The sequence below is a fragment of the Nonomuraea sp. NPDC049421 genome (assembly GCF_040677005.1).
Taxonomy (GTDB): domain Bacteria; phylum Actinomycetota; class Actinomycetes; order Streptosporangiales; family Streptosporangiaceae; genus Nonomuraea; species Nonomuraea salmonea.
The window spans coordinates 259571-279050 of the sequence record NZ_JBFAQA010000005.1; the positions used below are offsets into that span (position 1 = coordinate 259571).

Here is a 19480-nt window from a genome sequence, read left to right on the forward strand (position 1 = left end):
CCCATCACCCGCCACCCACCCCCAGCCCCACCCCTCCAGCCGGTCCCAGCTATGGGACCACAGGTCATCGATCTCCCCGATGGGACCGCCGACCAGGCGGGCGTAGAGTCGCCCCCACTGCTGGGGACCCGCCCGTGGGTCGGCCGCCACTCACTTCGGGTGCTCGCCGTCCACCCCACCTCACCTGCGGGGTCACTGACTGAGCCGGCGTAGAGACACGCTGGTGGGCACCCGCCCGTGGGTCGGCCGCCACTCACTCCCGGCGGTCGCCGCCCACCTGGCCTCGCCTCTGGGGCCATTGGCCGAGCCGGTGCAGAGTCAGCCACGCTGCTGGGCGCTCGCCCGCCACTCGGCCGTGTCCACTCTCAGCAGTCGCCACCTGATCCGCATCACCTCTGCGGGACCGCTGAGCAGGCCGGTGCAGAGCCCCCATGCTGCTGCGCACCTGCCCGTCAGTCGGCCCCCGCGACCTCGACACTTCGATGGGGCTGTTCGGGGTCGCGCGGAGGTTGTGGCATGGGTGGGGCCCATTACCGTGTCTTCCGCTTGAGGGTCGTCACACGTGGCGGGCCAGGGCGCCGGCCTCCAAGGCCACCCAGATCGCTCCGTCCGGGCCCACCGTCAGCCCGTGTGGCTCCGCCTTTCGCTCGGGCTTCGGTGCGTCGTCCCCGGGATCGGCGTTCGGTCCCTGAGAGTTGTCCTCCTCTTCCGTGCTCGGTCCTTGGGAGTTGTCCTCCTGCTCCGTGTTAGGTGCCTCGGTCCCGTGCCCGGCCGCCGGCTTTGGGACCGCTGGGAGAGGGTGTTCTTCGATCTCGCCGTCTACCGTGATGCGGCCCAGGCGGCCGGTGCCCCATTCCGTGAACCACAGGGCGTTGTCGGGGCCGGTGACGATGGCGTGGGGGCGGGCGGCGCGGTCGGGGAGTGGGTATTCGGTGATCTTGCCCTGGACGTCGATCCGGCCTATCTGGCCTGCGCCGATCTCGACGAACCACAGGGCGTCGTCGGGGCCGCGGGTGATGCCTACCGGGGCCGCGTTCGCCGTGGGGAGTTCGTACACGGTCACCTCGCCCGACAGTGAGATGCGGCCGATGGCGTTGCCCTGGTTGATGGTGAACCAGAGCGCGTCGTCCGGGCCCGCCACGATGAACGACGGCATGCCGCCCTTCACCGGCACGTCGTAGGAGGTCATCGTGCCGTCGGTGGCGATGCGGCCGATCCTGTCGGTCGACATCTGGGTGAGCCACATCGCGCCGTCGGGGCCGGCGGCCAGCCCGTACGGCGAGTCGACCGTGTAGGCGGTGCGCCGCCCGTCGGCGGTGATGCGGCTGACCCGGCCGCCCTTCCACTCGCTGAACCACACGGCGTCGTCGTGGCCGCGCACGATCATGGTGGGCAGCCCGTCGGCCGGGTCGAGCTGGTGGATCTCGGGCTTCTCGCCCGGCACCAGCCGCCCGACGCGCCCCTCGTGGACGAGCGTGAACCACAGGGCGCCGTCGGCCGCGGTGGCCAGGCCGTAAGGCGAGCCGGAGTCGATGATGGTCAACATGGGAGTCCCCCCGATGGTCGTGGTCAAAAGTCGCACCCGTGCGAGCTCCATCTAGGTCGTGGTCAAAGGATGCGTCCTCGTGCGAGCTCGATCTCGGTCGAGGTCAAAGGATGCGTCGTCGTGCGAGCTCGATTCCGGTTGTGGTCAAAGGATGCGACCTCCCGCGAGCTCGATCTCGCTGCCGTGGAAGCGCCGGATGAGGGCCCGGTCGTGGGAGACCATGACAAGAGTGCCGCGGTAGCCGTCGAGTGCGCGTTCGAGCTCTTCTGCCAGCACGGGCGACAGGTGGTTGGTGGGTTCGTCGAGGAGCAGCAGGTCGTGTTCGCGGGCCAGCAGCTTGGCCAGCGCGAGTCGCCGCTGCTGGCCGACCGACAGGTCGCCCACCCGCTGGTCGAGTGTGTGCGGCCGGAACAGGCCGGTCGCCAGCAGCGCCGCTCTGCGGTCGTCGGGATGACCCTCGCAGTACGCCTCCAGCACCGGCAGCGACGGGTCGAAGCTCACCTCCTGCGGCAGGTGACCGACCCGGCACCGGGCCCGTTCGGCCAGGACGCCCAGCAACGTGGACTTGCCCGCGCCGTTGCCACCCCTGACCAGGACCCGGTCACCGGCCCTGATGGTGAGCGCGTCCACCCGCAGCCGCTCACCCACCTGGACGTCCCGCAACTCCACCAGCACAACATCCGTGGCAGGAGCACCCGCCTCCAACGGCGCCGCCCCTTCGGGCGTCGCGGCCCCCTCGTCAACGGTCCGCTGTGGGCCCATGGCCGGGGAGGGGGTTGTACCGCCGGGGTCGGTGGTGAAGGTGGCGTGGAAGTGCAGGGGGGCGGGTGGGCGGGGGACCGGGTCGGCTTCCAGGCGGCGCAGACGCTCGTGGGCGTTGCGGACCCGGCTGGCGACCGAGCTCTGCACGCGCCCCGCGTTGCGGTCGTAGGCCATCTTGTTGTTGTCGCGCATCACGCGCCCGGCCGCGACCCGGTGGGCGGTGGTGGCGGCGTGTTCGCGGACCTGGCGGACCTCGGCGCACCAGGCCGCGTACGCCTGCTCCCACCGCGCCCTGGCCGCCGCCTTGGCCGCCAGGAAACCGGTGTAGCCGCCGCCGAACCGGCTCACCGAGCCCTGCTCGACCTCGATGATCGCGGTGGCCACCCGGTCGAGGAAGACGCGGTCGTGGGAGACGACGGCCACCGCGCCCCTGTGCTCGCGCAGCCGGTCTTCGAGCCAGGTCAGGGCCGGCTCGTCGAGGTGGTTGGTCGGCTCGTCGAGCAGCAGCACGCGGGGGGCGGCGGCCAGCACGCAGGCCAGGCCGAGCCGCGCCTGCTCGCCGCCGGACAGGCTGCCGAGCGTGCGGTCGTGGCCCACGTGCGCCAGCCCGAGGCCGTGGAAGGCCCGCTCGACGCGCGCGTCGGCCTCGTAGCCGCCGCGCAGCTCGTAGGCCGTGCACAGCTCGCCGTATTCGTCCATGACCTGCTGCGTCGCCTCCTCCGACAGCGCCGACTCCAGCTCGCGCATCCTGCGCTCCATGGCACGCAGGTCGGCCAGCGCGGCGTCGACGGCCTCACGGACCGTGCCGCCGGACGCCGGGCCGAGCGTCTCGGCGAGCGTCTGGCCGACGTAGCCGAGGTCGGCGCCCGCCCGGACCTCGCCCCGGACCTCGCCCTCGTCGGGCCGCTCGGTTCCGGCCAGCAGGCGTACCAAGGTGGACTTGCCCGAACCGTTCTCGCCGACGATGCCGACGCGCTCGCCGCTGCGTACGGACATGGACACGTCGCTGAGGACGGCGCGTCCGTCGTAGGACTTGAAAACCCCGCGAAGACTGATCAGGATGGAACTCCAATCGCAACTGATGTTGCTTTAGGATGGCACAAGATCAGAACTAACGCAACTGGAGTAGTTTTTGGAGCGCAAAGAGCCCGTCAGGCGTCCGGGTGGGCGCAGCGCCCGCGTACGCGACGCCGTACGCCAGGCGACCCTCGCCGAGCTGGCCGAACACGGCTACGCGGGCCTGACCGTGGAGCGGGTCGCGGAGCGGTCAGGCGTGCACAAGACGACCGTTTACCGGCGGTGGGGCGGTGTCGAGGGGCTGATCTCCGACGCGCTCGAACTCGCCGCCGACGAGCCGTGGCCCATCCCCGACACGGGGTCGATCGAGGGTGATCTGCGGGGCATCGTCCAGCTTGTACGGGTCGGCTTCCAGGACCCGGCGCTGGGCCCTGTGTCGTCCGCCTTCGTGGCCGCCGCCGTGCAGAACGAGGCCGCCGCCCGTTCGCTGCACGAGTTCTTCGTCTCGCGCCACGAGCAGTCGGCCTCGGTCGTACGCCGGGCGATCCAGCGCGGCGAGCTGCCCGACGTCGTCGATCCCCGGGAGGTGATCAGGGTGGCGGTCGCGCCCGTCTACTACCGGCTGTTCGTCGCCCACGAGCCGGTCACGGAACGCGACGCCGACCGCGCCGCCGACGCCGCCCTCGCCGCCGCCCGCGCCGGCGTCCTATAAGCCGGTGCCCCCAAGCCGGCGTCCTTCAAGCCGGCGTCCTTCAAGCCGGCGTCCTTCAAGCGAAGCGCGGCGTGGGTGCCTCATGAGCGGAGGTTACGGCTCCAGGCGGCCGCGTAGTTCGAAGTCGTCCCAGGTCGTGCGCACCACCGACCTGTCGTCCTTAGGCGTGCGCGCGAACAGCCCGAGCGAGCCGTTGCCGATCCCGTTCGGGTCCTCCGCCTCCTGGACGAGCTCGTCGTCGACCCACATCGACAGCCGCACGGTCTTGCCGCTCTGCTCGCACGCCACCGTGATCCGCGCCTTGCCGGGCAGCGCGTCCACCTTCACGGGCTGGGCGATCATGCCCCCCGAGCCGTCGACGATGCGGCGGATGCGGGCGTTGCCCTTGGTGTCGAGGGTGAACTCGTAGTAGTTGTCGCCGTCTTCGGAGTTGTGGCAGTAGAGGCCGTATTCGCCGGTGCCGACGCTCTTGGTGACGTCGGCGGTGACGGCCATGACCACCGACTGCGGCAGCATCGGCGTCGGGCTCGCCGTCGGGTCGGGCGTCGCGGTCGGCGTGTAGAACAGGTAGGGCACGGGCGCCCTGGCCCACCGCTCCTCGTAGTCGGGCTCGGCGTCCATCCCGTACGTGCCGTCGGTCCGGTAGCCGACGCTGCCCGCGGACTGCGGGTCGTACGAGCCGGTCCAGCCGCCCGTCGTCTGCGTGAAGTCCTCCTGGTAGAGCAGCCCCAGGTCTTTGGGCGGCCCGCCCGGGACGAACAGCGCCCAGGCGCCCACCCCGGCCGCCAGCACGACCGCCGCGGCCGCCGCCACCGCCGCGTACAGCCTGCCCCGCCGCGCCCGCACGCCGCCCGGCGCCGAGGCGACCGTGTAGGGGGCGGTGGACTGCTGCCAGGCCACCTGTACGGTGTGCGCCGCCTGCTCCGGCGCCGCCGACCGGCCCACCAGGGCGTCGAGGAGCTGCTGCGCGGTGGGCCGCTGGGACGGGTCCTTGTTCAGGGCCGCGGCGACCAGCTCGCGCAGGCCGGGGTCGATGGCCTCGAGGTTGGGCTCGGTGTTGAGCACCTGGTAGACCATGGCCGGCAGCGTGTCGCCGCCGAACGGAGCGCGTCCGCTCGCCGCGAACGCCACCAGGCACCCCCACGAGAACACGTCACAGGCGGGCGAGATCGGGTCCCCGCGCAGCACCTCGGGCGCCATGTAGCGGGGCGTGCCGATGACCTCGCCGGTGCTGGTGACGCCGCCGATCGTGTCGAGCGCCCGCGCGATGCCGAAGTCGATCACGCGCGGCCCCACGGGGGACAGCAGCACGTTGGACGGCTTGAGGTCGCGGTGCACGACCCCGGCCGCGTGGATCGCGGTGAGCGCCGTGGCCACGCTGACGGCCAGCGCGTCGAGGCTGGAGCCGCGCAGCGGGCCCGACTGGCGTACGGCCTCGTCCAGGTTGGGGCCGGGGACGTATTCGGTGACGACGTAGAGCTGGTTGCCTTCGAGCGCGGCGTCGAGCACGGCGGCCGTACAGAAGCGTCGCACCCGCTGCGCCGCGTCCGCCTCCCTGCGGAACCGCATGCGGAACTGCTCGTGCTGGCTGAGCTCCGGGTTGATCACCTTGACGGCGACCCGTTGCCCAGCGGGATCCTCGGCGAGGTGGACCGTGCCCATCCCACCCCGCCCCAGCACGCTTAGCAGCCTGTAGCGCCCGATGTGGGAGGTTTCACCGCTCACGCCGCGCAAGCTTACCGACACCTGCGGCATCGCCGCAGATCTCGGCCCCGACACGCGTACATGAGATGCCTTTTCACCGCATGACGGCCTTCACGGGGTGACGCACGCGCACACCCTGAGCAGGGAAGGAAGCCCGTGCTCAGGGCCCGCGACGAGGACGTGGCAGCCCGCGGCGCGGGCCGCCGCTATGCCGGTGGGGCTGTCCTCGATGGCCACGCAGCGCGAGGGGCTCGCGCCCAGGCGGCGGGTGGCCTCCAGGTACGGGTCGGGCCAGGGCTTGCCGCGTTCGGTGTCCTCGTCGGTGATGATCAGGTCGAACGTGTGGCCCAGCCGGGGCAGCACCAGCTCCACGACACAGCGGGGCGAGGCGCTGACCAGAGCGGTGGGGATGTCGACGGCGGCCAGCCCGGACAGCAGCTCGGCGGCGCCCGGCAGGACCGTGGCGTCGCGCTCCACCCGATCGGCGAACGCCTCGGTGAGGCGGGCGACGAGGGCGGGCTCGCCGAGGTGGCGGGCCACGTCCTCGATGGTGCGCCCATGGACGTGCGGGACGTCGTCCTGAGTGAGCGGACGGCCGGCGACCTCGGCGACCGCCTCCCACCACAACCCCTCGGTGTCCACCAAGGTCCCGTCCATGTCCAGCAACACCGCGTCCGGGGCGGTGGGTGGTGAAGGGCCGGCGGAGTCAGCGGGCATCGGCTGCGACGGTCGGGGCCGGGGCTGTGACGGTGCGGGGGGACACGAGGACCGGGCGTTCCACCAGGCGGACCGAGACCTGCGCCCCCGGGCCCAGGCGGGCGGCCTCGTGGCCGGGGACGTCGGCCAGGACCTCGCCGCCGGCCACGGCGAGCCGCAGCCGTACGGAGGCGCCGCGGAAGGACGCGGCGAGGACCTCGGCGCGAGCACCTCCAGCCTCCTCAGGGGCGGTGACCTGGACGGCCTCGGGCCGGACCAGCACGTCCACGGAGGGATCATCGGGTACGGGCCCGTCGAGCGGCAACGACTGCCCCAGGACGGACACCCGGTCACCCGACACCTGCCCGGCGAGGTGGTTCATGGTGCCGACGAACTCGGCGACGAACGGCGTGGCAGGCCGGTCGTACACCTCGGCCGGCGCGCCGACCTGTTCGAGCCGCCCGTCCCGCAGCACCGCGACCCGGTCCGCGACGGACAGGGCCTCCTCCTGGTCGTGGGTGACGAAGATGGTGGTGATGCCGAGGTCGAGCTGCAGCCGCCGGATCTCCTCGCGCAGCGTCACGCGCACCTTGGCGTCCAGGGCGGACAGCGGCTCGTCGAGCAGCAGCACGCGCGGTTCGAGCGCGAGCGCCCTGGCGAGCGCGACGCGCTGCTGCTGCCCGCCGGAGAGCTGGTGCGGGTAGCGGTCGGCGTGGGAGGGCAGCCCGACGAGTTCGAGCAGCTCGTCGGCCTTGGCCCGCCGGGCGGGGGCGGGCACCTTGCGCACCCGCAGCCCGAAGGCGACGTTGTCGCGGGCGTTGAGGTTGGGGAAGAGCGAGTACGACTGGAACACCATGCCGGCGTCGCGCCTGTTGGCCGGCACGTCGGTGACGTCGCGGCCGTCGACGAGCACGGCTCCCGAGTCGGGACGCTCGAACCCGGCCACGCAGCGCAGCGCGGTCGTCTTGCCGCACCCCGACGGCCCCAGCAGGGCCACGAACTCGCCGGGCGCGATGACCAGATCGAGGCCGTCGAGCGCCACCGTCCTGCCGAAGACCCGCCGCAGCGCCCTGAACTCCACCGATGCCGTCATTTCCCCTCCTTCTTCTTCCCGAACACCGTGGACACGGCGAGCAGCAGCAGCCAGATGAGCAGCAGGCTGAGTATCGACACCGCGACCGACAGCTGGCCCTTGGAGCCGGAGACGGTCACGATCCACACCGCGAACGGCTCGTACCCGAGCAGGCTGGCCACGGTGTACTCGCCCAGCACCAGCGCCAGCGTCAGGAACGACGCGCTGGCGAGGGCCGAGCGCAGGTTGGGCACGACGACGCGGGCCAGCACGTACGGCCACGACGCCCCGAGGTTGCGCGCCGCCTCGACGAGGGTCCGCACGTCCATGGTGCGCAGCCCGGCGTCCAGCGACCGGTAGACGAACGGCAGCACCAGCACCACGTACGCGAGCACGAGCACGACGGGGAAGCCCGGGTCCTGCACGGCGATGATCGTGGCCCAGAACGGCGTCGGTTCGAGCAGCTCGGTGCCGTTGCGCAGCGTGGTGCCGATCCCGGCGACGAACGTGATGGGCGGCACCACCAGCGGCAGCGTGCAGATCACCTCCATGACGGGCCGCAGCCGGGGCGTGAAGAGCCGTACGGCGAGCATGGCGGGCAGCGTCAGCAGCAGCACCAGCACGATGGTGGTCAGGGCGAGCCCGAGCGAGAGCGTCAGCGAGCGGACGAAGCCGTCGGCGGTGAGCAGCTCGCCGTAGGGGGCGAACGACACGCCGGTGGCAGGGGTGTGGATCGTGTACCAGAGCGAGGTGCCGAGCGGGATCAGGAAGTACGCGGCGGCCGGCGCGAACACCAGGCCCCGCCAGGCCCGCGGGCGGTGGCGGCGGGCGACGTCGCCCGAGACGCGTTCGAGGCCGGTCAGTGCAGCCATCGCGAGGTCCTCCTCTGCAGCGGCAGGTAGACGGCCATGACGAGCCCGGCGACGACGACCATGTCGAGGCTGAGCGCGAGCGCGATGTTCTCGTAGCCGATCAGCACGTCGCCGGTCAGCGCGCTGGCGATCTTCAGGGTGACGAGCGGGACGACGGTGCCGACCATGGCGTTGGCGGTGGCGTACGCGGAGAAGGACGACCCGAACAGCAGCACGACGCCGCCCAGCATGGCGGGGGCGAGCACCGGCAGCGCCACGAAGCGCCAGTAGTGCCAGGCGGTGGCCCCGCTGCCGGCGGCGGCCTCGCGCCATTGGGGGCGCAGCCCGTCGAGCGCGGGGGCCATGGCGAGCACCATGAGCGGGATCGAGAAGTACAGGTAGACCACGACCAGGCCCCAGAACGTGTAGAGGGAGCCGGACGGCAGCCCCACCAGGCCGCTGATGACGCCGGAGTTGCCGAGCGTGGCGATCCAGAAGAACGCCAGCGGCACCCCGCCGAAGTTGGCGAGCACGCCGGAGGCGGTCAGCACGGCCTCGCGCAGCAGGGTCGAGCGCGAGGTGACGACCGCGTACGCGAGGAACGTGCCGAGCACGGCCCCGAGCAGCGCCACCATGGCCGACAGCTCGATGCTGCCGATCATGGCGGTGAGGTAGCCGCCCTGCAGGCTCTGCGTGACGTTGGCCAGGCTCGGCCGTCCCTGCGCCGTGAAGGCCCCCGCCACCAGCGCGATGGCGGGGACGCCGAACACGAGCGCGAAGAACGCGAGCAGCGGCAGGGTGCCGAGCCAGCCCTTGGACCGGGAGCGGCTCATCCCGAGATCGCGGCGTCCCAGTCGGAGGCCAGCTTGGCCTTGGCCGCGTCGACCTGCTCGGAGGTGGGGAACGTGGGCGTGCCTTCGACCTCGGGGAGCAGCTCGGCGAGCGCCTTGTCGACGGTGCCGTCGGCGGTCATGGCGGGCAGCAGGACGGGCCTGGCGAAGCCCTTGAGGTAGAGGTTCTGGCCCTCGGCGCTGTAGAGGTACTCCTGCCACAGGCGGGCGGCCGCCGGGTGCGGCGCGTCCTTGTTGACGGCCTGGGCGTACATCTGGAAGTACTTGCCGTCCGTGGGGACGTTCACCTGCCAGTCGATGCCCTTGGCGGCCAGCTGGGGGGCGTAGGCGGCGTTGTTGTAGTCCCAGTCGATGCTGATCTTGGTCTCGCCCTTCTCGATGGTCGCGGGCGTGGTCTCGACCGGGTTGTAGTTGCCGGCGTCCTTGAGCTTCTTGAAGAACTCGATGCCGGGGCCGATGTCGTCGAAGGAGCCGCCGCCGGCGATGGCGGCGGCGTAGACGCCGGCGAAGGCGGAGCCGGCCTCGGTGGGGTTGCCGTTCATCGCGACCTGGCCCTTGTACTCGGGCTTGAGCAGGTCGGCGAAGCTCGTCGGGCAGGTCTTGATCTGCTTGGCGTCGCAGCCGATGGAGACGTAGCCGCCGTAGTCGTTGACCCAGAGCCCGGTCGGCTCCTTCTGCCCCTCGGGGATCTTGTCGAAGGTCTGCACCTTGTACGGCGCGAACAGGCCCTCCTCGGCCCCGCTGATGGCGAAGGACTGGCCGAGGTCGAGCACGTCGGGGGCGCGGTCCTGGCCCTTGCGGGTCTTCACCGCGTTGATCTCGTCGGCGCTGGCGGCGTCGGGGGTCTCGCTCTCGATCTTGATGCCGTACTTCGCCTGGAACTTCTCGATGATCTCGCCGTAGTTGGCCCAGTCGGGCGGCAGGGCGATGACGTGCAGGCTGCCCTCCTTCTTGGCCGCCTCGACGAGCTTGTCGAACCCGCCGAAGTCGGCGGCGGAGGTGGCGGTGGCCGCGTTCACGCCGCCTTGCGCCGTTGTGGACTGTCGGCTGCTCGGAGCGGCACCACACGCCGCGGTGAGGAGGGTCAGGACTGCGGCAACGCCGGCCGCACGGGCGCGAGGTGTGAACACGACGCCTCCATTTTCCAGGGGGTGTAGCAAGAAGGTAGGGGAACTTGTACAAACAAGCGAGCACCAGTAAGTCGCATGAATGTTGCTCTTTCATGAATGGGGAGGGTCGGGAATGGTCGCGCGCTATGAACGGATCGCCGATGCCTTGCGCGAGGAGATCCTGTCCGGCGTGCACCCGGTCGGCTCCCAGCTGCCCAGCGAGGCCGAGCTGGCGGAGCGGCACGCGGCGGCGCGCGGCACCGTACGCCAGGCGGTGGCCGTGCTGGCCGCCGAGGGCCTGGTCGGCTCCCGGCAGGGGGCCAGGCGCATCGTGCTCGGCAGGGCGCGCAGCCAGAGCTTCGCCGAGCTGCACAGCTTCGCCCAGTGGGCCCGCGCGAACGGCTACCGCTACGGCGGCCAGGTGATCGCCCAGCGCCGCCGCCGGGCGAGCGGCGCCGAGTCCGCCAGGCTCGCCTCTGAGGAGGTGCTGGAGGTGCTGCGGGTGCGCTCGCTGGAGGGCGAGCCCGTGCTGCTCGAACGCACGGTCTACGCCGGGTGGGTGGCCGCCGCCGTCGAGGAGCTGCCCGCCGGCTGCGAGTCCGTCACCGAGGCCCTGTACGCCTCCATCGGCCTGGTGTTCGCCTACGGCGAGCACCTCATCGACGCGGTGGCCGCGGGCGCCATGGACGCCCGTCTCCTGGGCGTGCGCAGAGGCAGCCCGCTGCTGCGCCAGCGACGTGTGACGACCACCCACGAGGGCAGGCCGGTGGAGTCGTCGGACGACCGCTATCGCCCGGGCAGCGTGGCCTTCAGCATCCGCAACTCGATCGGCGCGAACCCGCTCGCCCGGCAGGCGGGCGACTTGCGTTTCGGAGCGGGAGAACATATGTTCGAGTCATAAGCGCCCGTCTTCCCCCGGGTGGCTCAGCACAGGCACCACCAGAGCCGCGGGGAGACGCGTCTTGAGCAGACTCTATGGCGATCCGATAGAGGTGTGGACCCGAGACGGGGAGCCCACCCAGTTCGTCTGGCGTGACCGGCTCTATCTCGTCCGCCGCGTGCTCGACCACTGGGTGGTCGCGCGCGAGTGGTGGAAGACCGGCGAGGGCGACCCGGGTGAGCGCCAGTTCTGGCGGGTCGAGGCCAGCCCGGGCCGCGAGGTGGGCTCCTACGAGCTGCGTTACGACACCGCAGGCAACGGCTGGCTGCTGTTGAGGGCGTGGGACTGATGGCGCCCCCGTTCCCTCACCTCAACGTGAGCTCCGCCTACTCGATGCGCTACGGCACCGCGTTCCCGCGCGCGCTGGTGAGCAGGGCGGCCGACTACGGCATGGACATCCTGGCGCTGACCGACCGCGACGGCCTCTACGGCGCGATCAAGCACGTGCAGGCGTGCGCCGAGGCCGGCATCGCGCCCGTCGTCGGCGTCAACCTGGCGCTCGACGCGCCCGCCGGGGCGTTCACCCCGGTGCCCGGCATCCGCACGCCGCGCCCGCGCACCGGCCCCGCGGCCGAGGACCGCGTCACGGTGCTGGCCCGCGGCAAGGGCTGGTCGCGGCTGGCCCGCCTGGTCACCGCCGCCCACTACGCGGGCGAGCGGGGCGCGCCGAAGGTGACCCGCGAGCTGCTCGCCGAGTGGGCAGGCGGCCCCGGCACACCAGGATTCGGCGCGGAAGACGGCCTCGTGGTGCTGCTCGGCCCCCGCTCCGACGTGGGCCGCGCGGTCGCGGAGAGGCGCGACGAGCACGCGAGGACGCTGCTCGGCCTGTGGCGCGCCGCCCTGCCCGGCGTGGTGGTCGAGCTGGTCGACCAGTACGGCTTCCGCGACGCCACCACGGCCGTGCGCATGCTCGGCCTGGCCGAGTCGATGGACGTGCCGGCCGTGCTGACCAACGCCGTGCGCTACCTCGACCCCGCCGACCACCAGGTGGGCGACGTGCTCGACGCGGCCCGCCAGCTCGTCCCGCTGCACCCGCGCCACCTCGACCGCACGACCTCCCACGCCTACCTCAAGGGCACCAAGGAGATGCTGCAGGTGGCGGCCAAGGTGTGCGCGGGTGACCAGGAGCGGATGGTCCACCTGCTGCGCACCACCAGGAGACTGGCGGAGGCGTGCGCGATGGACCCGCTCGACCTGCTGGCGCTGCGCAACGACCCGCCCGCGCTGCACCTGCCCGAGATCGGCCGCGACCCGGTGCCGCTGCTGCGCAACCGGGTCGAGGACGGCCTGTTCAGGCGCGGGCTCGACCGCTCGGCCGAGGCCAGGCGGCGGCTGGACGACGAGCTGGCCATCATCGAGCGCAAGCGCCTGTCGGGCTACTTCATCGCGGTGGCCGGCATCACCGACATGATCCGCGGCATGGGCATCCGCTGCGCCATCCGCGGCTCGGGCGCGGGCAGCCTGGTCAACTACCTCATCGGCATCGGCGAGGTGAACCCGCTCGACCACGGCCTGCTCATGGAGCGCTTCCTGTCGGAGGGCCGCATCGGGCTGCCCGACATCGACGTCGACGTCGAGTCGGCCCGCCGCCTCGACTGCTACCAGGCCATCTTCGAGCGTTACGGCGAGTCCAGGGTGGCCTGCGTGTCCATGATGGAGACCTACCGCGCCCGCAGCGCCATCCGCGACGTCGCCGGCGCCATGGGCCTGCCGCCCCACGAGATCGACGCCATCGCCAAGGCGTTCCCGCACATCAGGGCCAAGCAGATCACCGCGTCCCTGCACGACCTGCCCGAGCTGCGCGAGAGCCGGCTCGGTGACGCGGGGCTCGACCGGGTGTTCCGGCTGGCGGAGAAGCTCGACGGGCTGCCCAGGCACATCGCGCTGCACCCGTGCGGCGTGCTGATCGGCAACGCGGGCCTGCGCGACCGCACGCCGGTGGAGCGCAGCCTGCTGGAGTTCCCGATGTCGCAGTTCGACAAGGAGGACGTGGAGGAGGCGGGGCTGCTCAAGCTCGACGTGCTGGGCGTGCGGATGCAGTCGGCCCTGGCGTACGCGCTGAGCGAGGTCAAGCGGGTGGACGGCATCGAGGTGAAGCTGGACACCCAGCACGGCGACGAGCAGCCCGACGTCCAGTACGTCCCCCACGACGACCAGGAGACGTACGACATGATCTGCGCCTCCCGCACCCTGGGCTGCTTCCAGATCGAGTCGCCCGGCCAGCGCGAGCTGGTCGCCAAGCTGGAGCCGCGCAGGATGCACGACCTGATCGTGGACATCTCGCTGTTCCGTCCAGGACCGGTCAACTCCGACATGGTCACCCCCTACCTGGAGGCCAGGGGCGGCTGGCGGCAGCCGTACTACCCGCACGAGCGGCTGCGCGAGGCGCTGAAGGAGACCCACGGAGTGGTGGTCTTCCACGAGCAGGTGCTGAAGATCATCTCGGTGATGACCGGGCGCGACCTGTCCTACGCCGAGAAGCTGCGCCGCACGCTCGACACCCCGGAGGGCCGCGCGCGGGTGCGCCGCGCGTTCATGCCGCTGGCCAGGGCCAACGGGTTCGACGACGCGGCCGTGGAGCGGGCCTGGCAGGTGCTCGACGCGTTCGGCTCCTTCGGGTTCTGCAAGGCGCACGCGGCGGCGTTCGCGCTGCCCACCTACCAGTCGGCCTGGCTCAAGCGGCACCACACGGCGGCGTTCTTCGCCGGGGTGCTCACCCACGAGCCCGGCATGTACCCGCCGCGCGTCATCATCGACGAGGCCAGGCAGTGCGGGGTGCGGATCCTCCCGCTCGACGTCAACAAGTCGGGCAAGGACTGGCAGGTCGAGCGGCTCGGGCCGCGCGTGCAGGTGCGGGTGCGGCCGTCCGGGCTGGAGGGCGGCTCACGGGTGCGCAGGGAGTTCAGGATCGGCGACATCGGCAAGGGGTACGCGCTGCGCGTGCCGTTCTCGGCCATCAAGGGCGTGAGCGAGGCGGAGGTCGAGCGGATGGTGGCGGGGCAGCCGTACACGTCGCTGGCCGACTTCTGGGACCGCGCCAGGCCGTCGCGGCCCACGATCGAGCGCATCGTCCAGGTCGGCGGCCTCGACGCGCTGCACGACCTGCACCCGGGCGGCCCGCGCTGGCGGCCGGGCGAGCTGACCCGCCGCGACCTGATCGCCCAGGTGGGCGTGCTCGACCGCGCGTCGGCCCACGGCGTGCAGGCGGGCCCGCGCAAGTCCCGCCGCTACAGCTCCCACATGTCTCGGCAAAGGGACGTGTCGCCTCCCCAGAACGCGGCTCCTCCGGCGGTGCAGCTTCCGCTCGGGTTCGGCGAGAGGCTGCCGCCGGGGGAGCTGCCCGAGATGACCGAGACCGAGATGGTCGAGGCCGAGCTGGACATCCTCGGCATCGACGTCAGCCGGCACGTCATCAGCTTCCACCAGGAGCTGCTCGACGCGCTCGGAGTGGTACGTTCCAGCGACCTGCTCCGCCAGCGCAACGGGGCGGAGATCCTGGTGGCCGGGGTCAAGGTGGCCACCCAGACGCCGGCCATCCGCTCGGGCCAGCGGATCATCTTCACCACGCTCGACGACTCGACGGGGCCGATCGACCTGACGTTCTTCGAGTCGGTGCAGGGCCGGTGCGCCTCGATCGTGTTCGGCTCGTGGCTGATGCTGGCCAGGGGAGTGGTCAGGCGCACGGGGGCGCGGGCGGTGACGATGCGGGCGGTCGACTGCTGGAACCTGGCCGACCTCGACGCGCTCTGGCGCTCGCGGGGCATCGAGGCGGTGCGCGCCCTCATCGACCGGGCTCCCGAGGAGGCGGCGGGCGTCGGCGGCCGGCCGATCGAGTACGCCAACGGCTTCCGCCTGTCGCCCTACTCCGACCTCGCCCCCGCCGTCACCACGAACCCGCCGCGGCAGCTGTGGCACGCCAGCCCCGGCAGTTCGGGCCCGACGGCGGCGTGACCGCTCAGCCGGTCTGCGGCTGCGTCTGAGGCGGCGCCTGAACAGGCGCCTGAACAGGCGGCTGCACCGGAGTCTGTACGGGCGCCTGCGGCTGCTGCGGGATCACCGGCTGAAGCTGTGTCTGAAGCTGTGTCTGAAGCTGTGTCTGGGGCTGTGACTGAGTCTGGGGTTCGGGCTTGGGGTGGGCGGAGACCCGCAGGGTGCCCGACTCCAGGGTCCACGTCGTCCGCGCGGCCCGCTGCAGCCCGGCCAGCTCGCGCACCGTGGCGGCGCACAGCACCGCCGCCACCGCCGCGCAGGCCAGCTCGGGCACGCCCACGCCGGTCAGGTCGACGTCGGACGAGCCGAGCGGCAGCCGGATCGTCACCATCGCCAGCGTGGCCAGCCAGCTCAGCCACCACGCGGCCAGCAGGACCAGCCACCTGCCCCGGCGGCCGGCCGGCGGGCGGGCGCCCCGCCACACCTGGTCGACCAGCACCACGGGCGCGACCAGGTTGACCAGCGGGATCAGCCAGGCCGCCGCCACCGGGCCGGTCGCGGCCGAGCGGTCGTTGGCCCGCCTGGCACGTACCAACCAGGTCACGTACGCGGCGGCGGCGGCGATCGTGGTGCCCGCCACCAGCATCATCAGCACCGCGAACAGCGTCACCGCCCCCACCACCGCCTCGGCGTCGGCCCCCTGGGGCCGGCCGCCGAACGCGGCGAGCTGCACGGCGAGGTCGCGGCCGCGGGTCAGCTCGAAGATCACGAGGGCGGCGAGGGAGAGGACCTGGGCGGTCAGCGTCACGTAGACGGCGGCGGCTCTGGCGGGTGATGCCTGGGTGTAGCGCACGTTGTTCTCCCCCCGGGCCATGCGCTGAGGTTCTGATTCACTTGTATCCCGGGAGCCCCGCTGTTAATCAGCTCACCACGCCGGATTCCCACGCCCATGCCGCGATTCCGACCCTGTTGCGCACGCCGAGCTTGGCCTGGATGCTCCCGAGGTGCGTCTTGACCGTCGACAGCGACACGAACAGCTCGGCGGCCACCTCCTTGTTCGTCCGTCCTCTGGCCACCAGGCGCACGACGTCCAGCTCGCGGTCGGTCAGCGGGTCGGCGGCCGGCAGCGGGGCGCGTGTGCGGGGCTGCGACAGGTGCTGCAGCAGCCGTACGGTCACCGAAGGCGACACCAGCGCGTCGCCCACCGAGGCGGCCCTGACGGCCTCGACGAGCAGCGTGGGGCCGCTGTCCTTGAGCAGGAAGCCGGTGGCGCCGGAGCGCAGGGCGCCGTAGACGTACTCGTCCAGGTCGAACGTGGTGACGATGACGACCCGCAGCGGGTCCTCCACGCCCGGCCCGGCCAGCGCCCTGGTCACCTCCAGCCCGTCCAGCTTGGGCATCCTGATGTCGAGCAGGCACACGTCCGGGCGCAGCCGCCTGGCCTCGGCCACCGCCTCCGCCCCGTCGGCGACGGCGGCGACGACCTCCATGTCCGGTTGCGCGTCCAGGATCATTTGGAAGCCGGTTCTTACCAGTTGCTGATCGTCGGCGATGAGTACCCGAATAGTCACCCGACAACTCTATGGAGCGGCCGGCACGAGGATCGGCCGTTCGGCCGATGACGGACCGACCGCACGGCCGATCCGCCCGTCCCTTCCTTCCCGGAAGGCTGGTCGCCATGAACGACGTACTTGTTGGACGGGCCCTGACCAAGCGGTTCGGGCAGACGACGGCGCTGGGTGGCGTGGACATCACCGTACCGGCCGGCGAAGCGGTGGCGATCATGGGACCGAGCGGGTCCGGCAAGTCGACCCTGCTGCACTGCCTGGCCGGCATCATGAAGCCGGACGACGGCGAGGTGCACCTGCTCGGGCAGCGCATCGACAAGCTCGGCGAGCGCAAGCGCAGCGCGCTGCGGCGCACCCGCTTCGGCTTCGTCTTCCAGTTCGGCCAGCTGCTGCCCGAGCTGCCCGCCGACGAGAACGTGGCGCTGCCGCTCATGCTGGGCGGGGTGCCGCGGACGCAGGCCGTACGCCAGGCCCGCGAGTGGTTCTGGCCGCTCGGGCTGAACGGCATGGAGACCAGGCGGCCGGGCGAGCTGTCCGGCGGCCAGGCGCAGCGGGTGGCCATCGCCAGGGCCCTGGTGACCAAGCCGGCGGTGGTCTTCGCCGACGAGCCCACGGGAGCGCTCGACCAGCAGACCGGCCAGGAGACCATGCGGCTGCTGGTGGAGGCGACCAAGCACAACGGCGCCTGCCTGATCGTCGTCACCCACGACCCCAACGTGGCCTCCTGGTGCGACCGCACGGTCGAGGTCCGCGACGGCCGCCTGCTGGCGAGCGGGGCGATGGCGTGAACCTCGACCTCACCTGGCGGCTCATCAAGGGCGGCGGGCGCAAGGGGATGCTCGGCACCTGGCTGACGTTCGGGGCGGTGGCCGTGGCGACGGCGCTGCTGCTGTTCGCGGTGGCCGCCAATTTCGCCTTCCAGGCCAGGGCCGAGCGCGGCGCCTGGCGCAACCCGGTGCCCGCCACCACGAACGCGGTCGCCGTCGAGGCGCAGCGCTTCGACTTCGTCCGCGACCGGAAGATCACCGTCATCGACCTGGCCGCGCTCAAGGGCGCGAACCCAGAAGCGCCGCCCGGCCTGCCGCGCTTCCCCGCGCCCGGCGAGGTGTGGCTGTCGCCCGCGCTCGCCCAGCTGGCCGGTGAGCTGCCCGCGGCCGAGCTGGCCGCGCGCTATCCGAAGCGCGCGGGCGTCATCGGCGACGAGGCCCTGGTGTACCCGGGTGAGCTGGTCGCGGTCTTCGGCCAGGCACCGGACGCGCCCGTGATCACGGCGCCCCGCCTCGACGACTGGGTCATGTCCAGGCCGCCGGTCAAGGTCGCGAGCCTGGCCGGCGAGCCGAGCGAGGACGCGGTCGCCTACCAGTGGCTGTCGGCCATCGCCGGGGTGCTCATGGTGGTGCCGCTGCTGGTGTTCGGCGGGGCGGCGGCGCGGCTCACGGTGGCGAGACGTGACCGGCGGCTGGCCGCGCTGCGGCTGGTCGGCGCCACACCCGGCCAGGTCGTCGCGATGACCGTGACAGAGGCGGTGCTCGTCGCGCTGGCCGGCGCGCTCGCCGGAGCCGCCGTCTACGCGCTGTCCGTGCCGCTGCTGACGCGCATCGAGATGCAGGGCGGACCGTGGTTCGCCGGCGACCTGCTGCCCGGCCCGCTGCTCCTCGCCGGGGCGCTGGTCGCGGTGCCGCTGCTGGTCGGCCTGTCGGCGGTGGCCGGGCTGCGGCGGGTCGTGGTGAGCCCGCTCGGCGTGGCCAAGCGGGAGACGCCGCCCGCCATGCGGATCTTCCGGGTGCTCGCCCTGTTCGCCGCCCTCGCCGTCTTCCCCCTGCTGAGCAGGGAGACCAGCGTCACCGTCATCGCGATCGCGCTCGCCCTGGCGTTCCTCTGCCTCAACCTGGCGGGACCGTGGGTGGTCGGCATCATCGGCCGTATCGCGGCGAAGAGCGCGCGCGCTCCGGCCGGGCTGCTGGCCGCCCGGCGGCTCGTGGACGACCCGCGCTCGGCCTGGCGCACGGTGAGCGGCGTGGCGCTGACCGGGTTCGTGGCGGGCTTCCTCGGCCTGCTCAGCCCAGGGGCGTTCGAGGAGGTCACGGGGCCGCCCCAGCTCAGCGTGAGCGTCACCGAGGGCAAGCTCGCCGAGGTGGCAGGGCAGGCCCGCGACCGGCTCAAGGAGGCCGGCGTGACCGCCACCGTCGAGCCGCGGGACAAGGCCGTGGTCGCCGCGCTGGGCAGCTCGGCCGACGCCGCGACGCTGGACAGGGCGCGTACCGCGCTGGCCGATCTCGTGCCCGGGCACACGCCCACCACCCAGGAGGAGGGCCGGCGCTTCGGCGCGGAGATCCTCGCCGACATCAGGGTCGGGACGATCGTGGTGCTGTCGGTGTCGTTCCTGGTGGCCATCACCAGCTCGGGGATCACCGCCATGTCGTCGGTGCTGGACCGGCGGCAGACGTACGGGCTGCTGCGCCTGGCCGGCACGCCGCTGGAGGTGCTCGACAAGGCGCGCAGGTCCGAGACGCTCATCCCGCTGACCGTGATGGGCGGCGGCGCGATCCTGACCGGGGTGTTCTGCGGGCTGCCGTTCATGCTCGGCGAGCCCAACGTGACCGGCGCGCTGACCCTCGCGGTCTGCGTCGTCGCGGGCTTCGCCGGGGTGATCGGGGCGGGCGCGCTGAGCCGGCCACTGCTGCGCTCGGTCACCACCGACCCCGCGCCGCGCCCCGACTAG

The 19480-nt window shown here is 72.3% G+C and carries 16 protein-coding genes; 6 read left to right on the forward strand and 10 right to left on the reverse strand.

The genetic code is table 11. The features are described from left to right. Positions 1 to 556: 556 nt before the first annotated feature. A complete protein-coding gene (locus AB0K18_RS11545) occupies positions 557 to 1546 on the reverse strand; it encodes a virginiamycin B lyase (RefSeq protein ID WP_364913348.1) in 990 nt (329 codons plus the stop codon). A 144-nt stretch (positions 1547 to 1690) separates the two neighbouring features. Then, the gene (locus AB0K18_RS11550; RefSeq protein ID WP_364913614.1) at positions 1691 to 3391 is read right to left on the reverse strand and encodes an ABC-F family ATP-binding cassette domain-containing protein; all 1701 of its coding nucleotides are present in this window, start codon (positions 3389 to 3391) and stop codon (positions 1691 to 1693) included. A gap of 49 nt (positions 3392 to 3440) precedes the next feature. On the opposite strand from AB0K18_RS11550, the gene AB0K18_RS11555 reads away from it, so the two are divergent. Then, positions 3441 to 4037, forward strand: a complete 597-nt coding sequence (locus AB0K18_RS11555) for a TetR/AcrR family transcriptional regulator (protein WP_364913351.1) — start codon at positions 3441 to 3443, stop codon at positions 4035 to 4037. Between the two features lie 93 nt (positions 4038 to 4130). Here AB0K18_RS11555 and AB0K18_RS11560 read toward each other — a convergent pair whose 3' ends face one another. The 6 genes from AB0K18_RS11560 to AB0K18_RS11585 all read right to left on the reverse strand — a co-directional run bounded on the left by AB0K18_RS11560 (position 4131) and on the right by AB0K18_RS11585 (position 10230). Beyond that, on the reverse strand, positions 4131 to 5762 hold the full coding sequence (locus tag AB0K18_RS11560; RefSeq protein ID WP_364913354.1) for a serine/threonine-protein kinase: 1632 nt from the start codon (positions 5760 to 5762) through the stop codon (positions 4131 to 4133). 90 nt (positions 5763 to 5852) lie between these two features. Then, positions 5853 to 6458, reverse strand: coding sequence for an HAD family phosphatase (locus tag AB0K18_RS11565; protein ID WP_364913357.1), 606 nt, complete (start codon positions 6456 to 6458; stop codon positions 5853 to 5855). Beyond that, positions 6448 to 7530: an ABC transporter ATP-binding protein gene (locus AB0K18_RS11570; RefSeq protein WP_364913360.1), complete on the reverse strand. Its 1083-nt coding sequence runs from the start codon at positions 7528 to 7530 to the stop codon at positions 6448 to 6450. Before AB0K18_RS11570 ends, AB0K18_RS11565 begins: the two co-directional genes overlap by 11 nt. After that, complete coding sequence (locus tag AB0K18_RS11575) at positions 7527 to 8381, reverse strand: ABC transporter permease subunit (RefSeq protein WP_364913363.1); 855 nt, start codon at positions 8379 to 8381, stop codon at positions 7527 to 7529. The genes AB0K18_RS11570 and AB0K18_RS11575 overlap by 4 nt, the downstream gene beginning before the upstream one ends. After that, positions 8369 to 9193 carry an ABC transporter permease subunit gene (locus AB0K18_RS11580; protein WP_364913366.1) on the reverse strand — a complete coding sequence of 275 codons (825 nt, stop codon included), beginning with the start codon at positions 9191 to 9193 and terminating at the stop codon, positions 8369 to 8371. Before AB0K18_RS11580 ends, AB0K18_RS11575 begins: the two co-directional genes overlap by 13 nt. Further along, positions 9190 to 10230 (reverse strand): extracellular solute-binding protein, encoded by a 1041-nt coding sequence (locus tag AB0K18_RS11585; protein WP_364913368.1) that lies wholly within the window; start codon positions 10228 to 10230, stop codon positions 9190 to 9192. Before AB0K18_RS11585 ends, AB0K18_RS11580 begins: the two co-directional genes overlap by 4 nt. A 223-nt stretch (positions 10231 to 10453) precedes the next feature. On the opposite strand from AB0K18_RS11585, the gene AB0K18_RS11590 reads away from it, so the two are divergent. The 3 genes from AB0K18_RS11590 (at position 10454) to dnaE (ending at position 15211) form a co-directional block, all read left to right on the forward strand. Continuing rightward, the gene (locus AB0K18_RS11590; protein ID WP_364913371.1) at positions 10454 to 11221 is read left to right on the forward strand and encodes a GntR family transcriptional regulator; all 768 of its coding nucleotides are present in this window, start codon (positions 10454 to 10456) and stop codon (positions 11219 to 11221) included. A gap of 61 nt (positions 11222 to 11282) precedes the next feature. Next, positions 11283 to 11549 (forward strand): DUF6504 family protein, encoded by a 267-nt coding sequence (locus tag AB0K18_RS11595; protein ID WP_305915238.1) that lies wholly within the window; start codon positions 11283 to 11285, stop codon positions 11547 to 11549. After that, entirely contained in the window at positions 11549 to 15211 is a 3663-nt protein-coding gene (dnaE, locus tag AB0K18_RS11600; RefSeq protein WP_364913374.1) for a DNA polymerase III subunit alpha, read from the forward strand. The genes AB0K18_RS11595 and dnaE overlap by 1 nt, the downstream gene beginning before the upstream one ends. Positions 15212 to 15215: 4 nt before the next feature. Here the strand turns inward: dnaE and AB0K18_RS11605 are convergent, their stop codons facing one another. Together AB0K18_RS11605 and AB0K18_RS11610 are read right to left on the reverse strand one after the other, a co-directional pair. Further along, positions 15216 to 16064, reverse strand: coding sequence for a DUF4328 domain-containing protein (locus AB0K18_RS11605; RefSeq protein ID WP_364913376.1), 849 nt, complete (start codon positions 16062 to 16064; stop codon positions 15216 to 15218). 46 nt (positions 16065 to 16110) lie between these two features. Further along, positions 16111 to 16761, reverse strand: coding sequence for a response regulator transcription factor (locus tag AB0K18_RS11610; protein ID WP_364913379.1), 651 nt, complete (start codon positions 16759 to 16761; stop codon positions 16111 to 16113). Positions 16762 to 16868: 107 nt separating this feature from the next. Between AB0K18_RS11610 and AB0K18_RS11615 the strand changes: the two genes are divergently transcribed. Together AB0K18_RS11615 and AB0K18_RS11620 are read left to right on the forward strand one after the other, a co-directional pair. After that, a complete protein-coding gene (locus AB0K18_RS11615; RefSeq protein ID WP_364913382.1) occupies positions 16869 to 17546 on the forward strand; it encodes an ABC transporter ATP-binding protein in 678 nt (225 codons plus the stop codon). Beyond that, on the forward strand, positions 17543 to 19480 hold the full coding sequence (locus AB0K18_RS11620) for an FtsX-like permease family protein (RefSeq protein ID WP_364913384.1): 1938 nt from the start codon (positions 17543 to 17545) through the stop codon (positions 19478 to 19480). The genes AB0K18_RS11615 and AB0K18_RS11620 overlap by 4 nt, the downstream gene beginning before the upstream one ends.

Excerpts from the sequence above, each read along its gene's own strand:
- AB0K18_RS11545 (WP_364913348.1), bottom strand. The coding sequence starts at position 1,546 with ATGTTGACCATCATCGACTCCGGCTCGCCTTACGGCCTGGCCACCGCG.
- AB0K18_RS11565 (WP_364913357.1), bottom strand. The coding sequence starts at position 6,458 with ATGCCCGCTGACTCCGCCGGCCCTTCACCACCCACCGCCCCGGACGCG.
- AB0K18_RS11570 (WP_364913360.1), bottom strand. The coding sequence starts at position 7,530 with ATGACGGCATCGGTGGAGTTCAGGGCGCTGCGGCGGGTCTTCGGCAGG.
- AB0K18_RS11575 (WP_364913363.1), bottom strand. The coding sequence starts at position 8,381 with ATGGCTGCACTGACCGGCCTCGAACGCGTCTCGGGCGACGTCGCCCGC.
- AB0K18_RS11580 (WP_364913366.1), bottom strand. The coding sequence starts at position 9,193 with ATGAGCCGCTCCCGGTCCAAGGGCTGGCTCGGCACCCTGCCGCTGCTC.
- AB0K18_RS11590 (WP_364913371.1), top strand. The coding sequence starts at position 10,454 with ATGGTCGCGCGCTATGAACGGATCGCCGATGCCTTGCGCGAGGAGATC.
- dnaE (WP_364913374.1), top strand. The coding sequence starts at position 11,549 with ATGGCGCCCCCGTTCCCTCACCTCAACGTGAGCTCCGCCTACTCGATG.
- AB0K18_RS11605 (WP_364913376.1), bottom strand. The coding sequence starts at position 16,064 with ATGGCCCGGGGGGAGAACAACGTGCGCTACACCCAGGCATCACCCGCC.
- AB0K18_RS11615 (WP_364913382.1), top strand. The coding sequence starts at position 16,869 with ATGAACGACGTACTTGTTGGACGGGCCCTGACCAAGCGGTTCGGGCAG.